Below are 13,689 nucleotides of genomic sequence, written 5' to 3'. Positions count from 1 at the left end.
CTTCATGTCGGTTGATCTGCTAAGACGCAGGCTTGTGAGTGGCTTCGCCTGCACCGCCGCCAGCGCCGCCTTGCTGCCATGCTGCCTCGGACGAGCCGCTCTGGCCGCAGGCGGCAGCTTGCGGTTCTCGGTCAGACAAATCGCCGACGGCGTCTTCGCCTTCCAGGGCGCGGATGAGTTGATGACCGCCGCCAACGACGGTGCGATCTGCAATCTGGGCGCCGTCATAGGCACCGATGTGGTTGCCGTCATCGACAGCGGTGGCAGCCTGATCGAGGCGCACGCCTTTCTCGCCGCGATCGGAAAGCTGACAGCAAAGCCGGTTCGCTTCCTGGTCAACACCCACATGCATCCCGACCATATCTTCGGCAATGCGGCATTCCGGAAGATCGGCGCGACCATCGTCGGTCACCGCAATCTGCCGCGTGCTCTCGAGGCGCGTGGTGCATTCTATCTGCACAACTATCGCGAACAGCTTGGCGAGGCGCTGATGGAGGGGATCGAGATCGTGTCGCCGACCATGCTGGTCGACGATCACCTGCAACTCGACCTCGGCGGGCGCATGATCGAACTGCGCGCATGGAAGGCGGCGCACACCGACAACGACCTGACCGTGTTCGATCCCGCGACCAGAACGCTCTTTGCCGGCGATCTCGTGTTCATAGGCTCCTTGCCGACGCTCGACGGATCACTGCTTGGATGGCTCCGCCAGATGGATGCGCTCACCGCGATCGACGCCGCGCGCGTCGTTCCAGGTCATGGTCCTGTAACGGCCGACTGGCCACAGGCGCTGGCGGAGGAGCGACGCTATTTCGAGATTCTGGCGCGCGATATCCGAAAGGCGATCGCCGACGGAACGCCGCTGCGCGAAGCAGTTAAAACCGCGGGCGAAACCGAACGGGATAATTGGCACCTGTTCGACGATTACAACGAGCGCAACGCAACGGCCGCATTTGCCGAACTCGAATGGGAATAGACGATGCCGACACGCGTCAGGTACCTGTAACGCACGGCGATTTGCCAAGGTGTCGCCAAAGGCTTATCCTCAACGCAGCCTGGGCACCACCTCTCTTGCATTGGTGGAGGCATCGAAATGCAAAATCACGCTTACTCGAGCCGGCAGCTCGCTTTGCCGCTCGCATCCGTTTTCGTCGCGATCATCTTGGCCATCGGCACGCTGCTCGGCTCCTCGGGAACCGCCAGCGCACAGCAAACAACCGCGTCCTCGGATAGGATCTGGCAGGATTTGAAGGGCGACGTGTTCGGCGATCGGGCAATTCTGGTCGATACCGGGGTCGTCAGGATCGAAGCGCCGAAGCGGGCGCAGGATGCCGCCATCGTGCCCGTCGACATCTATCTCGATCCAGCCAAGGCGCCGGACGGCATCAAATCCGTTACCTTGATCATCGATGCCAACCCTGCACCGGTGGCGGCAACGTTCCAGCTCGGCAAGGATGCCGGCGTGACGCATCTGTCGACGCGCGTGCGCGTCAACGACTATTCCTATCTGCGTGCCATCGCTGAGACGCAGAGCGGCCAACTCCATATGATGCAGACCTTCGTCAAGGCATCAGGCGGATGCTCCGCCCCTGCGGTCAAGAACCAGGACGAGGCCAACGCAACGATGGGTCAGATGAAGCTGCGCCAGTTCCCGCCCAAAGAGACGATGACCAAGACCGAGGAACTGCAGTTGATGATCCGGCACCCTAATAATTCGGGCCTGCAGCGGGATCCGCTGACCCAGTATTTCATACCGGCCCATTTTGTCCAGAAACTGTCGATCTCCCAAGCCGGCCGGCCGATCCTCTCCATGGAAGGTGGAATATCGATTTCGGAAGACCCCAATTTCCGGTTCGATTTCAGCGTGCACGGCAACGGCGAAATCCAGGTGGAAGCGATCGACACGGATGGCAAGACATTCCGCAATCAGTGGCCCCTGGAGACAGCAGGTCTCTGAAGTATCCCTCTTGCGCCGTAATGCCGGCTGCTTGCCAGCTCGATCCCGAAAGTGGAGTTCGTTTCGCGAGGATCAGACAAAGGATGGTACTCCATCCGGCTTGCGGAGGGAGCAGGCTCTAAAAGCAGCGCACGTCGGCTTCCGACTGCGCGCGCTTCAATTCGGTGCGGGCTGCCTTCGCCGGTGCGCTTTCGCGAAACAACCCCGCGTTTTCCCCTGTGGTCAAAGACATGCTCTTGAAAGTCTCGGCTCTCTCATAGTGGTCGTAGGGAAGGATCGAGGCGATGACGTCGATCGAGCAGGAACAGCTTTCCAGCGCCTGACGTGTCTGGCCGTTCGTCTGCATGCAGCCGAGCACGTAATCGGCGATCGTTGCTGTCGGGTAATCTCCCGCGGCGCCCGCCGGGTTTGCGAAGGCCAGCGGCGCGGCAAGGAGCAGCGGCAAAGTCGAAAATCCAACATATCTGATCACGGGAAAACCTCCGGTTGGGCTGGGCGCGATGCGCCCAGTCGGGATCACCGTGGCAGTTGGCAACGTGCCGCAGAGTCAGTCAAGCGCCCATGGCTTCCGTATACGACCAAAGGAGGAATGCAGTGCTGGTCGACGGTGGTTCCGCATGGGGGCCCCATGCCCCGGTCCACGCTCCAACTCCAACGATCATCTCATGCTTGGCTCACTATCGTTTCCCAACGGGGCACGTACATGGCCATGCCGAGACATCGAAGTGAATACCTCCAAATAAAATCCACACTTAGGTGAAATGTAAAACTCAAAAAATAATCAAATTTTATCCGGCCCACCGTTATTTCTCAATCAGAAATACTTCATCTAACAAATACTACCATACTTATTTCCTTATATTGCGCCGCATCATTTACGATATTGCGGTGCAAAAAAACACCCAGGCTTTTTTGCTTGCCTAGCGTTTTGCGATGACATAGCCTCACTCTGTTTCCGGCTTCAAGGGCGTCACCGTCATTAGGGAGCGGCGACAGTCTTTCGTAGGCCAAGGTGAGGTGGGCAGTAACGGTGCCCTCTGCACATCTGGCTTAGGTCGTGACACGCTGCCGGAAATATTTCCCCCCCGTGAATCGCTTGGGCAAGCCCTTGTGGGCTCAGCAAATGATTCATCACTATGAACCTCGGGAGGAATTCGGATGCGTGTATTTACGAAAGCTACCTATATTCTAACCACTGCGGCGTTTCTGTCGCTCGGCGCGGCCTTTACGGCGTCGGCTAACGAGGACCTTGCAAAGCTGGCTTCGGATTCGAAGAACTGGGCAATGCAGACGGGTGACTACGCCAACACCCGCTATTCCAAACTCAACCAGATTACTGCGGACAATGTGAAGAACCTGCAGGTCAAGTGGACCTTTTCCACCGGCGTGCTACGAGGCCACGAGGGTGGACCGCTTATCATCGGCGATGTGATGTATGTTCACACGCCTTTCCCGAACAATGTCTTTGCGCTCGATCTCAAGAATGACGGGAAGATCCTCTGGAAATACGAACCCAAGCAGGATCCCAACGTCATTCCGATCATGTGTTGCGATACGGTCAATCGCGGCGTTGCCTATGGTGACGGCAAGATCATTCTCAATCAGGCCGACACCACCGTCGTCGCCCTCGACGCGAAGACCGGCAAGGTCGTCTGGTCGGTCAAGAACGGCGACCAGACCGATGGCGGCAAGGGCGAATCCGGCACGGCTGCTCCCGTCGTCGTCAAGGACAAGGTGCTCATCGGCGTATCCGGCGCCGAATTCGGCGTTCGCGGCTGGCTGGCCGCCTACAATCTGAAAGATGGCAAACTCGCCTGGAAAGCCTATTCGGAAGGTCCGGACGCAGACACCCTGCTCGATCCCGAGAAGACCACGCATCTCGGCAAGCCGGTGGGCAAGGACTCCGGCACGAACACCTGGGAAGGCGAGCAGTGGAAGACCGGCGGCGGCACGACATGGGGATGGTATTCCTATGATCCCAAGCTGAACCTGGTCTACTATGGCACCGGCAATCCCTCGACGTGGAACCCGGTACAACGCCCCGGCGACAATCGCTGGTCGATGACGATCATGGCCCGCGATGCGGATACCGGTGTTGCCAAATGGCTCTACCAGATGACCCCGCATGACGAATGGGACTATGACGGCATCAACGAGATGATCCTCGTCGATGGCATGGAGGTCAACGGCGCCAAGCACGACGTGCTGGTGCATTTCGATCGCAATGGTTTCGCCTACACCATGGATCGCGCCACCGGCGACCTTCTCGTCGCCAAGAAATACGATCCGGCCGTGAACTGGGCGACGGAAGTCGTCATGGACCCCAAGAGCGAACAATATGGTCGCCCGCAGGTCGTGGCGAAATATTCGACCCAGCAGAACGGCGAAGACACCAACTCGACGGGCATCTGCCCGGCGGCGCTTGGAACGAAGGACCAGCAGCCGGCGGCCTATTCGCCGAAGACCGGGCTGTTCTATGTCCCGACCAACCATGTCTGCATGGACTATGAGCCTTACAAGGTGAGCTACACCGCCGGTCAGCCTTATGTTGGCGCCACCGTGTCGATGTATCCCGCACCTGGCGGCGACGGCAACATGGGCAACTTCATTGCCTGGGATGCGGCCAAGGGCGAGATCGTCTGGTCGAAGCCCGAGCAGTTCTCGGTGTGGTCGGGTGCGTTGGCGACAGATGGCGACGTCGTCTTCTACGGTACACTCGAAGGCTACATCAAGGCGGTCGATAAGGACGGCAAGGAACTCTACAAGTTCAAGACCCCGTCCGGCATCATCGGCAACATCACGACCTACGAGCAGGGCGGCAAGCAGTACATCGCCGTTCTGTCCGGCGTCGGTGGCTGGGCAGGTATCGGCCTGGCAGGCGGTCTGCTTTCGCCTGATAACGCCGCTGCCTGGCATGGCGCCGTCGATCAGGGCCGTGCCCAAGGCGACGAGGCCGCGGTCGTTGGCACCGCTGGTCTTGGTGCCGTCGGCGGTTACGCTGCACTTGCCGACTACACGACGCTGGGCGGTCAGCTCACCGTCTTCGGTCTCCCGGATTGATGCGCTGGGAACCTTGAGAACGCCTCAGGTCTTGTGAGACCAAAGGCTTGAAGAACGAGAGCCCGGATCATCCGGAAGCCATGGCCGGGCTCTCGATTCGGTCACGCACCCAAAACACCGATCAATGCCGGTCGCGCCAGCAAAACCGTGTCCATTGGCAAATGAAGGAAGTTTGAATGTCCGTTCGCATTGTAATTTCGGCTTTGGTCCTGGCTCTGCTGCCTCTGGCAAGCTCAGGCGTCGCCCAGGCCGACGACAGCATGGAAAAAGCCAAGGCGGTGAAGGAAGAAGGCGGCAAGTATTTGGATGCGGATGGAAATCCGACCTACAAGATCGAAAACGGAACCGTCGATTGGTACACGTTCAGCGGCTACCGCCGGTATCACTCCGATTGCCATGTCTGCCATGGGCAGGACGCAACAGGTTCGAGCTATGCGCCGGCTTTGGTCAACAGCTTGAAAAACATGGATTACGGCACGTTCCTCTCGATCGTCGCCGAGGGCCGCAAGAATGTCGGCGGCGGCAAGGAAAACGTCATGCCTGCCTTTGGCGACAACAAGAATGTCTATTGCTACATGGACGACCTCTACATCTACCTGCGCGCGCGCGCAGATGGCGCGGCGCCCCGCGGACGGCCGCCCAAGCACGAAGACAAGGCCCAGGCGGCGAAGGATGCCGAAGCATCCTGCATGGGTGGATGACATGATTGGCCGCGATGCATTGAAGCTGCGCGTCGTTCTGCCGATCCTCGGCACACTCGCCTTGCTGCCGTCGAACGCGCATGCGCAAAGCGCCGGCCTTGGCGCGGCGGGAGAACTGGTCGATCCCGACATTCTGCGCGTCTGCGCCGATCCCTCGAATATGCCCTTCACCGACAAGAGCGGCGAAGGATTCGAAAACAAGCTGGCCGAACTGGTTGCCGCGAAAACCGGGCGCAAGTCCGTCTCCTACACCTGGTTTCCCACGATCACCGGCTTCGTGCGCAATACGTTGGGGGCCAACCGATGCGACATCATCATGGGCTATGCCCAGGGCGATGAGCTGGTGCAGAACACCAACGCCTACTATCGCTCCGCCTATGTGCTGGTGCATCCGAAAAGCAAAGTTATGGAAGGCGTGGAAACGATCGAGGATCCCAGACTCACGGGCAAGACGATCGGCGTCGTTGAAAGCACGCCGCCAACCGCCAACATGGCCGCCAACAAGCTTCTGCGGACCGCCAAGATCTATCCGCTTGCGGTGGATACGCGCGTCACCCCATCCATGGGAGAGGTCATGATCAAGGACATGCTGGCACACAAGATCGATGCGGCGGTGCTGTGGGGACCGATGGCAGGTTACTATGCAAGGGAACTCGGAGCTGATGTGACGATCGTTCCACTGGTGAAGGAAAAAACCGGCTCGCGCATGTCTTACCGCATCACCATGGGCGTACGTCCGTCCGACCAGGAATGGAAGCGGACGCTCAACCGGGTGATCAGGGAAAACCAGGCGGAGATCACCAGGATCCTGCTGAGCTACAACGTGCCGCTGATCGACGAACAGGACAACCTGATTACCCAATGAATGGAAGGGAGACTATTTTCTTGCTGGTCGCCGCGAGCCTTCTGGGTCTGACCGAGCCGACATGGGCTGGCGATGTCGCCGAACCCAGCGGTTACCGAATGGACGACTATCGGGCGCCGGTGCCGCGGACGCTGCAAGGCGCGAGGGTGGTGACGACGGTGGAAGCGGAAGCGCTGTGGCGAGCGAAAAAGGCGATCTTCTTCGACGTGATGCCGGACACGCCCAAACCGACCAATTTGCCGGCAGGAACCATATGGAGGGACAAGGTCAGAAAGGACATTCCAGGCAGCATATGGCTGGCCAATGTGGGATACGGCGCTATTTCGCAGGAGACCGCCAGCTATTTTCGCCAAGGCCTCGAGGCCAAGGCCGGGACGGACAAGTCGCGCGCGATTCTGTTCTACTGCATGACGAATTGCTGGATGTCGTGGAATGCGGCGAAACGGGCCGTCGAGTGGGGCTACAGTTCGGTAATCTGGTATCCGCTCGGCGCTGATGGGTGGGAAGATGCAAACCTTCCACTGGAGGAGAAAAAACCCTACACAACGAACAATTGAAGTAAGGACTGCAATTATTCTCGATAGTTTGTTTTCAACTTTTCAAAACCTATTGTTTCATTTGTCCATTTTGAGACTTGATGGACGAGCCATTGCGTCGGTGCCCTGCAATGGTTGACTAACGACAGGATCGGTCCCTTCGGGCTGGTATAAGAGGAGAAATGTCATGAAGAAGAACTGGAAAAAACCGACCATGTGTCAGGTTGCCGCTGGCTTCGAAATTTCACGGTATCTGCCTGCTGAAATTACTCCCAAGAAGTAGGCCGCAGAGGTGCGCGTCCCTGGCGACAGGGGCGCGCATCCCCTCGCCGCATGGGATTTTCGTGAAAGATTTTGACGCACGCAAAGCGCGCGAAGCGTTTTTTGTGACTGCAAATTGCCTGCAGGTCAGAGAAGCCGGCGCGCGGGCATTTTCATGCATTTGAGGATCATCGGAGCGGCGGCGGGCGGCGGCTTTCCGCAATGGAACTGCAACTACCGTCTGAGTCGTGCGGCTCGCACCGGCATGGCCGGGGTGCGTTCACGAACCCAGTCCAGTATCGCCGCCTCCGCGGACGGGTTCGGCTGGGTTCTTTTCAATGCCTCGCCCGACATTCGCCAGCAAATCGCTGCAACACCTGAACTGCAGCCTGCGGGCGATGCGCCGCTGCGCTCGACGCCTATTCGCGCGGTGGTGCTGACCAATGCCGATGTCGATCATATCGCCGGACTGCTCAGCCTACGCGAACGGCAGCCTTTCGCCATCTATGCAACGGCGCAGGTTCTGGCGACGCTGGAGGCGAATTCGATTTTCAACGTTCTCGATCCAGCGCTTGTGCCGCGGCGCATCCTGCCGCCGGCGAAAGAATTGGCCATCTGCGACGCAGAAGGCCGCGATACCGGCGTGATGATCGAGCCCTTTCCCGTGCCCGGGAAGATAGCACTCTATCTGGAGGATAGAGACCGTCCGGATGCCAATTTCAGCTCCGACGCAGGTGACACGATCGGAGTCCGAATTGCCGGCATCGGCAGCCGCGGCTCCGTCTTCTATATCCCAGGCTGCGCGCGCATCGATGCGCGCTTACGCGCGCGTCTCACCGATGCCGCCTGTCTTTTGTTCGACGGCACGGTGTATACCGACGACGAGATGATCGTCGCCGGCGTCGGTCAGAAAACCGGCGCGCGCATGGGGCATCTGGCGATCTCGGGAGAACTGGGTTCGATCGCAGGCTTGGCCGATGTGAAGGTTAGCCGCCGTGTCTTCGTCCACATCAACAACACCAACCCCATCCTTGACGAGAATTCCGCCGAGCACGCGGCGGTCAAGGCGGCAGGCTGGGAAATCGCAAACGACGGTATGGAGATGGAATTTTGAGCGACTTCCGCGATGCAGCCAAAGGCGGACTCTCCACGAGCGCTCTCGAAGCCGTATTGAGGCAGGTTGGCGCCGAGCGCTATCACAATCGCCATCCCTTTCACCACAGGATGACCAGCGGCGCGTTGTCAAAGGCCGAGATGAAGGCCTGGGCGCTGAACCGCTATTGCTATCAGGCGGTCATCCCGCGCAAGGATGCCATGATCCTCGTGCATGCCGAGGATCCGGCGTTTCGCGCCGCTTGGCGCAAGCGGATCGAGGATCATGACGGCGAGGACGGCTGGAGCGGCGGCATCGCGCGCTGGCTGCATCTGGCAACTTCGCTCGGCCTGGACGCCGAGGCCGTGAAGAGCGAAAGGCTGGCGCTGCCGGCGACGCGCTTCGCGGTGGGCGCTTACCTTTCCTTTTGTACAAACCGGACGCTGTTCGAGGCGGTCGCGTCGTCGCTGACCGAGATGTTCTCGCCACTCATCATCGGCGAGCGGGTGCCGGCAATGCTGGCCAAATACGACTACATCACCGAGGATACGCTGGCCTATTTCAGGCAACGGCCCGAACAGGCCTCGCGTGACGCCGACTTCGCCCTCGCCTACGTGCTCAGCCACGCCGATACGGCGGAGCGCCAGCAGCAGGCAATCGATGCACTGGTGTTCAAATGCGATATACTCTGGGCCATGCTTGATGCGCTTCAACACGCCTATGGCGAGCAGGGAAACATACCGCCCGGCGCCTTCCAGCCTGAGGCAGCCCTATGATGGCGCTGCGCGAAAGAGCCGTGGTGTCGCTGCGGTCGGTACCTTCGCTGCCGAAGCACGTGCGCATACAGTACGATTCCGTGCGGCAGGCATTCGCCGTGCTTTCACCGGAAAAGATATTCTGGCCGAACGATGTCAGTCTCGACATATTGCGCCGCTGCGATGGACGGGCAACGGCAGGTGACATCATTGCCGGCCTTGCCGCGGATTATGAGGCTGAACAGGAGGCCGTGGCGACCGACGTCATCGCCTTCCTGCAGGAATGGTCGGACAAGCTGCTGGTGAGGCTATGAGCACGCCCCTCCTCCCTCCAATCGGCATGCTGGCGGAACTGACGCATCGCTGCCCGCTGCAATGCCCTTATTGCTCCAATCCGCTCGAACTGCTGAAGGCCAATCGCGAACTCGACACAGAGACCTGGCTCGCTCTGTTCTCGGAGGCAGCCGATCTCGGAGTGCTGCAGGTGCATCTGTCCGGCGGCGAGCCGACACTGCGCCGCGACCTCGAGCAATTGATCGCCGGGCTTGCGGGGCGCGGCGTCTACACCAATCTGATTACCGCGGGCGTTGGCATCGTCGAGGGCCGTATCGAGGCATTTGCCGAAGCCGGTCTCGACCATCTGCAACTGAGCTTTCAGGGTGCGCGGCCGGCGACCACCGATCGCATCGGCAACCACAAGGGCGCTCACGAAAAGAAGCTGGAGACGGCACGCCGCGCGCGCGCTGCCGGTCTGCCTCTTACCATCAACGCACCGATCCATCGCCATAACATCGAGGAAGTGCCGGAATTCATCGATCTCGCCCTTTCGCTGGGCGCGGAGAGGCTTGAGATCGCCAATGTGCAGTATGCCGGCTGGGCGTTGACCAATCGCGATCAACTGATGCCCGAGCGTGAAGCGGTCGACAGGCAGGCGGAGATCGTCGCGGAGGCACAGGAGCGGTTGGCCGGCATCATCAACATCGATTTTGTGACGCCGGACTATTTTGCGATCTATCCCAAGCCGTGCATGGGCGGCTGGGCGCGTGACGCCTTCATGGTGACGCCTGACGGCACCGTACTGCCCTGTCATGCCGCACAGACGATCCCGTCTCTCAGCTTCGAGCGTTTCGAACCACGCAGGCTGTCCTCGATCTGGGCCGATTCACCGGGGTTCAATGCCTTTCGCGGCACGGACTGGATGCAGGAACCCTGTCGCGGCTGTGAGCGGCGCGAGATCGACTGGGGCGGCTGCCGCTGCCAGGCGATGGCGATCGCCGGCGATGCCGCTGCAACGGACCCGGCTTGCGCGAAATCGCCGATCCATGCTCGCATGGCAATGCTGGTCGACGAAGCCAAGCGCATTGCCACAGCCCCTTCGAGAGAAGAACCATTCGTCTACCGGCGGATCGGCGCCATGACCGAATCCGCCTGACCAGTGTCATACCAGCCCGAGCAGAAAGGCGGCGCCGCCGAGAAAGCCTGCCGAGCAGATCCATAGCAGCCCAAGCCCCCGGACCCGGCATTCGAGCACCGCTGAGCCGGGGTTGACGGGGTCATAGTGAACGTCGACCTTGCTACCTTCGACATATTGCCGTGCCTGGCCGCCGACGAGGCCGGGCAGCGAGGCGGTCACGGTGGCGCCGAAGGTCACACGATCGGCGCTGTAGCGCTGGCCGGCGACGCCATAGGAGTAGACGATGCGGGATTTGGAGACGGTGCGCCAGCGGCCATAGCCTGAATGGTTTCGGAGCGCCTGCAGACCTGAAGTGTCGATGCGGCCAGCGACGATCGGCCATTTTGCCGCCTGCTCGGCTAACGCTTTCTGGGCGAAACCCATGCTCAGGATGAACAAGCCCATAAAAAGCAGCAACGCCGCGGCACCGAGATTCTGCGGCTTGGGCAAATGCGGCCCAATCGCTTCCAGAACACCGCCGACGGAAAACACCAGCACAACCGCCCCGATCACCAATCCTGCCGAAAGTTGGACCATGAACTTGAAGGCGCCGTCCGGCAGTGTGCGCTCGATCACCGCTTTGCTCGGATCGGCCGGATTGTAGAAGACAGTCACCTCCGCGCCGCGGGGAAACTGGGCAAGGGTTTCAGCGACTTCGAAATTCCCCAAATTCTCCTTCACGCTGTAGCGCGAGCTTTGAAATTTCTTGCCGCCGACCTTGTATTCGAAGGTGATCGCCGGAAAATTGCGCATTTCGGTGGTATCGCTGCTGTCCGAGCCAACGCCCGAGTTTCTCACTTCACGTGCCTCGACGCGCGAGGAAATGATCTTTCCCGGGGCCGGCAACCAGCGGCTGAGCGCTTTCACCTCTCGCCATTTCATGAAGGTGATGAACGACAGCGCGCCCGCGACCACGCAGGCAAAGCCGACAAGCATGATCTTGAGTTCCAACTCGTCTCCCCCAGGAGTGCAGGAACTTCACATAGACAGCAAGGCTGCGGCAATGTCTTGCTTATTCGCGAAATCTGAAAAGGCTGAGCAGCGCAAACAGCGACAGCGTTCGGCGGGTCATGCAGGCTTGACGGCCAGGAACGTGTTCCATTCTTCGCTATCGCGGCCGACGTTGAAATCGTCCCTGATGAGGACGAGCCCGGCGCCTTCGAGACGGGCCGCGAAGTCGTCCCTGCGCCAGTAGACCATGTGATATTCGCCTGATGTCTCGCCGTCGCCATTGCGCATCGAGACGAGGAAGGCGCCGCCCGGCCGCAGCGACCCGGCTATCTTGGCAAGTACCTGGTCGGTCTCGTCGCGAGGCACATGGATGAGGACGCATAGGGCCAGGACTGCGTCGTAGGGGCCGCCGAGATCATCGGTGATGAGATCGAGCAACTCGCCATGCTTGCCACGCGCGGCCTGCAGTTCCAGAAACCGCTTGGTTGCGTCGGTGCGCCGGACTTTGACACCCAAAGTCTCCAGAAAATCCGCGTCATATCCGGCTCCGGACCCGACTTCCAAAATCCGGCCGCCTGCACCGGCGATTGCCACCAGGCGCTTCAGCGATGCCTGCTCCCTCTCGTTGGGAACATGGCGCACGGTGGCATCATATTGTTCGGCATAATCCTCGTAGGCGCTGATCGTTTGACGGCTCTGCGCCAGAGCCTCCGATGACACACCCATCTTTTCCTCCCATGCGTCCATGTCGGTCAAAGAGCCGGACACTTTCCTCAGCGAATGCTGCCGGCGGAAGCGTGTCCATCGAGCAGTCCGATATCGCGCTTGCCCAGACCGCGGGCATCAAGCAGAGCGAAGCGCGCCGGGACTGACGACTGTCTCAGTTGGCGTCGGCTACCGTCTGCCGGCCGCCGGCCCAGGCGCGCCATTGCCGTTCGTCGCCATGGAAGACATTGAGGTCTATACGGCCGGTGACGCCGTGCGACAGGCCGGAGCCGGAATACTGCCAGAAGAGCCATTTGCGGCCGGGATAGACCTTTGACGGATGCTGGGCCACGGCACGCAGCCAGAACGGATAGTCGAGGAATTCGCCCCTGAGATTGTCGCGGTAGAAATCGGGCGCGGTGTAGATGATGGGACGCTGGCCGTAATGGCGCTCCAGCTTGTCCATGAACACCTGCATCTTTTCCAGCACCTTTTCGCGCGACGGCCGGCGCTTGCAGCTGGACTCGCCGTTCCACTCGACGTCTATCACCGGCGGCAGTGCGCCTTCGACCCTGGGCACGTTGCGGATGAACCAGTCCGCCTGCTCGCCGGCCGTGCGGCACCAGTAGAAGAAATGATAGGCGCCGCGCTTCAAGCCGGCGGCGTCGGCGTTGCGCCAGTTTTTCATGAACATCGGATCGAGGTGGTCGCCACCGTCGGTCGCCTTGACGTAGGCGAAGTTGGCGCCCTGGGCGCGCAGCTTGTCCCAATTCACGTTGCCTTGCCAACGCGAGACGTCGACGCCGTGCACTGCAAGGCGGCGAGGCGAAGCCTTGCCGAAATTGATAGGCTTGGCATCACGAAAACCGTAACGGGTGAGCGGCCCGGCAAGCATGGCCGGTGCCGCGCGGGTCAACAGCTTGGGCGGCGACACCAAGGCTGCCGGCTCGACCGGCAACCCGCCGACATCAGGCACTTGGGGATCAGGCACATCAGGTGCGGCAAACACCCCCGTCTCTTCCTCCTCCGCCAAACCAAACGGGCGCCTCGGACCGTTGTCAGACATGGGGGCCAATTCGGCCCTTGCCGCCCTGTTGCCCCTTGCCGCCGGAGCAGCGGCGATCGGTGCCGGCGGCCGAATCACGGAACTGGTGGTCTCGTTGGACGGTTTCTGCAAATCCAGCGCGTCGACGCCGGCCGTTGAAGAGCAGCCGGCAAGGCATAGCGATGCGATCAAAAAACTGACGACGCCCGGAATCCGCATCTGGACCTGTACTCAAAACACAACAGACCGAGGGCAAAACGACAGCCGACGGACAAACCGGATCAGTTATGAATGAGAAATTACCAAT

The 13,689-nt window shown here is 60.3% G+C and carries 16 protein-coding genes; 12 read left to right on the top strand and 4 right to left on the bottom strand.

The genetic code is table 11. From position 1 onward, the window contains the following. The first annotated feature begins 4 nt into the window (after window positions 1–4). Together NKH97_RS10785 and NKH97_RS10780 are read left to right on the top strand one after the other, a co-directional pair. Entirely contained in the window at window positions 5–976 is a 972-nt protein-coding gene (locus tag NKH97_RS10785) for a quinoprotein relay system zinc metallohydrolase 2 (RefSeq protein WP_352793681.1), read from the top strand. Window positions 977–1,093: 117 nt separating this feature from the next. After that, the gene (locus NKH97_RS10780; protein WP_352610600.1) at window positions 1,094–1,957 is read left to right on the top strand and encodes a quinoprotein dehydrogenase-associated SoxYZ-like carrier; all 864 of its coding nucleotides are present in this window, start codon (window positions 1,094–1,096) and stop codon (window positions 1,955–1,957) included. A 118-nt stretch (window positions 1,958–2,075) separates the two neighbouring features. On the opposite strand, the gene NKH97_RS10775 is transcribed toward NKH97_RS10780, so the two are convergent. Continuing rightward, entirely contained in the window at window positions 2,076–2,429 is a 354-nt protein-coding gene (locus NKH97_RS10775; protein WP_023810388.1) for a hypothetical protein, read from the bottom strand. Window positions 2,430–3,115: 686 nt separating this feature from the next. On the opposite strand from NKH97_RS10775, the gene NKH97_RS10770 reads away from it, so the two are divergent. The 9 genes from NKH97_RS10770 (at window position 3,116) to pqqE (ending at window position 10,660) form a co-directional block, all read left to right on the top strand. Next, window positions 3,116–5,017 (top strand): methanol/ethanol family PQQ-dependent dehydrogenase, encoded by a 1,902-nt coding sequence (locus NKH97_RS10770; RefSeq protein WP_023810387.1) that lies wholly within the window; start codon window positions 3,116–3,118, stop codon window positions 5,015–5,017. Window positions 5,018–5,193: 176 nt separating this feature from the next. Further along, window positions 5,194–5,718 carry a c-type cytochrome, methanol metabolism-related gene (locus NKH97_RS10765; protein ID WP_127327544.1) on the top strand — a complete coding sequence of 175 codons (525 nt, stop codon included), beginning with the start codon at window positions 5,194–5,196 and terminating at the stop codon, window positions 5,716–5,718. Beyond that, window positions 5,690–6,583 carry a quinoprotein dehydrogenase-associated putative ABC transporter substrate-binding protein gene (locus NKH97_RS10760; RefSeq protein ID WP_352796675.1) on the top strand — a complete coding sequence of 298 codons (894 nt, stop codon included), beginning with the start codon at window positions 5,690–5,692 and terminating at the stop codon, window positions 6,581–6,583. The genes NKH97_RS10765 and NKH97_RS10760 overlap by 29 nt, the downstream gene beginning before the upstream one ends. After that, window positions 6,580–7,140 carry a PQQ-dependent catabolism-associated CXXCW motif protein gene (locus NKH97_RS10755; protein WP_352796672.1) on the top strand — a complete coding sequence of 187 codons (561 nt, stop codon included), beginning with the start codon at window positions 6,580–6,582 and terminating at the stop codon, window positions 7,138–7,140. The genes NKH97_RS10760 and NKH97_RS10755 overlap by 4 nt, the downstream gene beginning before the upstream one ends. A gap of 166 nt (window positions 7,141–7,306) precedes the next feature. Beyond that, window positions 7,307–7,402 (top strand): coenzyme PQQ biosynthesis protein A, encoded by a 96-nt coding sequence (locus tag NKH97_RS33315; protein WP_013532074.1) that lies wholly within the window; start codon window positions 7,307–7,309, stop codon window positions 7,400–7,402. 153 nt (window positions 7,403–7,555) lie between these two features. Beyond that, window positions 7,556–8,494, top strand: coding sequence for a pyrroloquinoline quinone biosynthesis protein PqqB (pqqB, locus tag NKH97_RS10750; protein WP_352796669.1), 939 nt, complete (start codon window positions 7,556–7,558; stop codon window positions 8,492–8,494). Further along, a complete protein-coding gene (gene pqqC, locus NKH97_RS10745; protein ID WP_292657822.1) occupies window positions 8,491–9,249 on the top strand; it encodes a pyrroloquinoline-quinone synthase PqqC in 759 nt (252 codons plus the stop codon). The genes pqqB and pqqC overlap by 4 nt, the downstream gene beginning before the upstream one ends. After that, window positions 9,246–9,542 (top strand): pyrroloquinoline quinone biosynthesis peptide chaperone PqqD, encoded by a 297-nt coding sequence (gene pqqD, locus NKH97_RS10740; RefSeq protein ID WP_128303310.1) that lies wholly within the window; start codon window positions 9,246–9,248, stop codon window positions 9,540–9,542. The genes pqqC and pqqD overlap by 4 nt, the downstream gene beginning before the upstream one ends. After that, on the top strand, window positions 9,539–10,660 hold the full coding sequence (gene pqqE, locus NKH97_RS10735) for a pyrroloquinoline quinone biosynthesis protein PqqE (RefSeq protein WP_023810379.1): 1,122 nt from the start codon (window positions 9,539–9,541) through the stop codon (window positions 10,658–10,660). Before pqqD ends, pqqE begins: the two co-directional genes overlap by 4 nt. 6 nt (window positions 10,661–10,666) lie before the next feature. Here pqqE and NKH97_RS10730 read toward each other — a convergent pair whose 3' ends face one another. The 3 genes from NKH97_RS10730 to NKH97_RS10720 all read right to left on the bottom strand — a co-directional run bounded on the left by NKH97_RS10730 (window position 10,667) and on the right by NKH97_RS10720 (window position 13,514). Beyond that, window positions 10,667–11,632 carry a DUF3592 domain-containing protein gene (locus NKH97_RS10730; protein ID WP_352610592.1) on the bottom strand — a complete coding sequence of 322 codons (966 nt, stop codon included), beginning with the start codon at window positions 11,630–11,632 and terminating at the stop codon, window positions 10,667–10,669. Window positions 11,633–11,749: 117 nt separating this feature from the next. Then, entirely contained in the window at window positions 11,750–12,358 is a 609-nt protein-coding gene (locus NKH97_RS10725) for a class I SAM-dependent DNA methyltransferase (protein WP_352440177.1), read from the bottom strand. Window positions 12,359–12,512: 154 nt separating this feature from the next. After that, the gene (locus NKH97_RS10720; protein WP_502897075.1) at window positions 12,513–13,514 is read right to left on the bottom strand and encodes a glycoside hydrolase family 25 protein; all 1,002 of its coding nucleotides are present in this window, start codon (window positions 13,512–13,514) and stop codon (window positions 12,513–12,515) included. Between NKH97_RS10720 and NKH97_RS33310 the strand changes: the two genes are divergently transcribed. Continuing rightward, window positions 13,402–13,677, top strand: a complete 276-nt coding sequence (locus NKH97_RS33310; RefSeq protein WP_245490376.1) for a hypothetical protein — start codon at window positions 13,402–13,404, stop codon at window positions 13,675–13,677. The two genes, NKH97_RS10720 and NKH97_RS33310, sit on opposite strands and share 113 nt — an antisense overlap. Window positions 13,678–13,689 lie beyond the last annotated feature (12 nt).

Source organism: Mesorhizobium sp. M0870 (assembly GCF_040319775.1).
In the GTDB taxonomy this organism is placed as follows: domain Bacteria; phylum Pseudomonadota; class Alphaproteobacteria; order Rhizobiales; family Rhizobiaceae; genus Mesorhizobium.
This window is presented reverse-complemented; position numbering and strand designations above follow the sequence as displayed.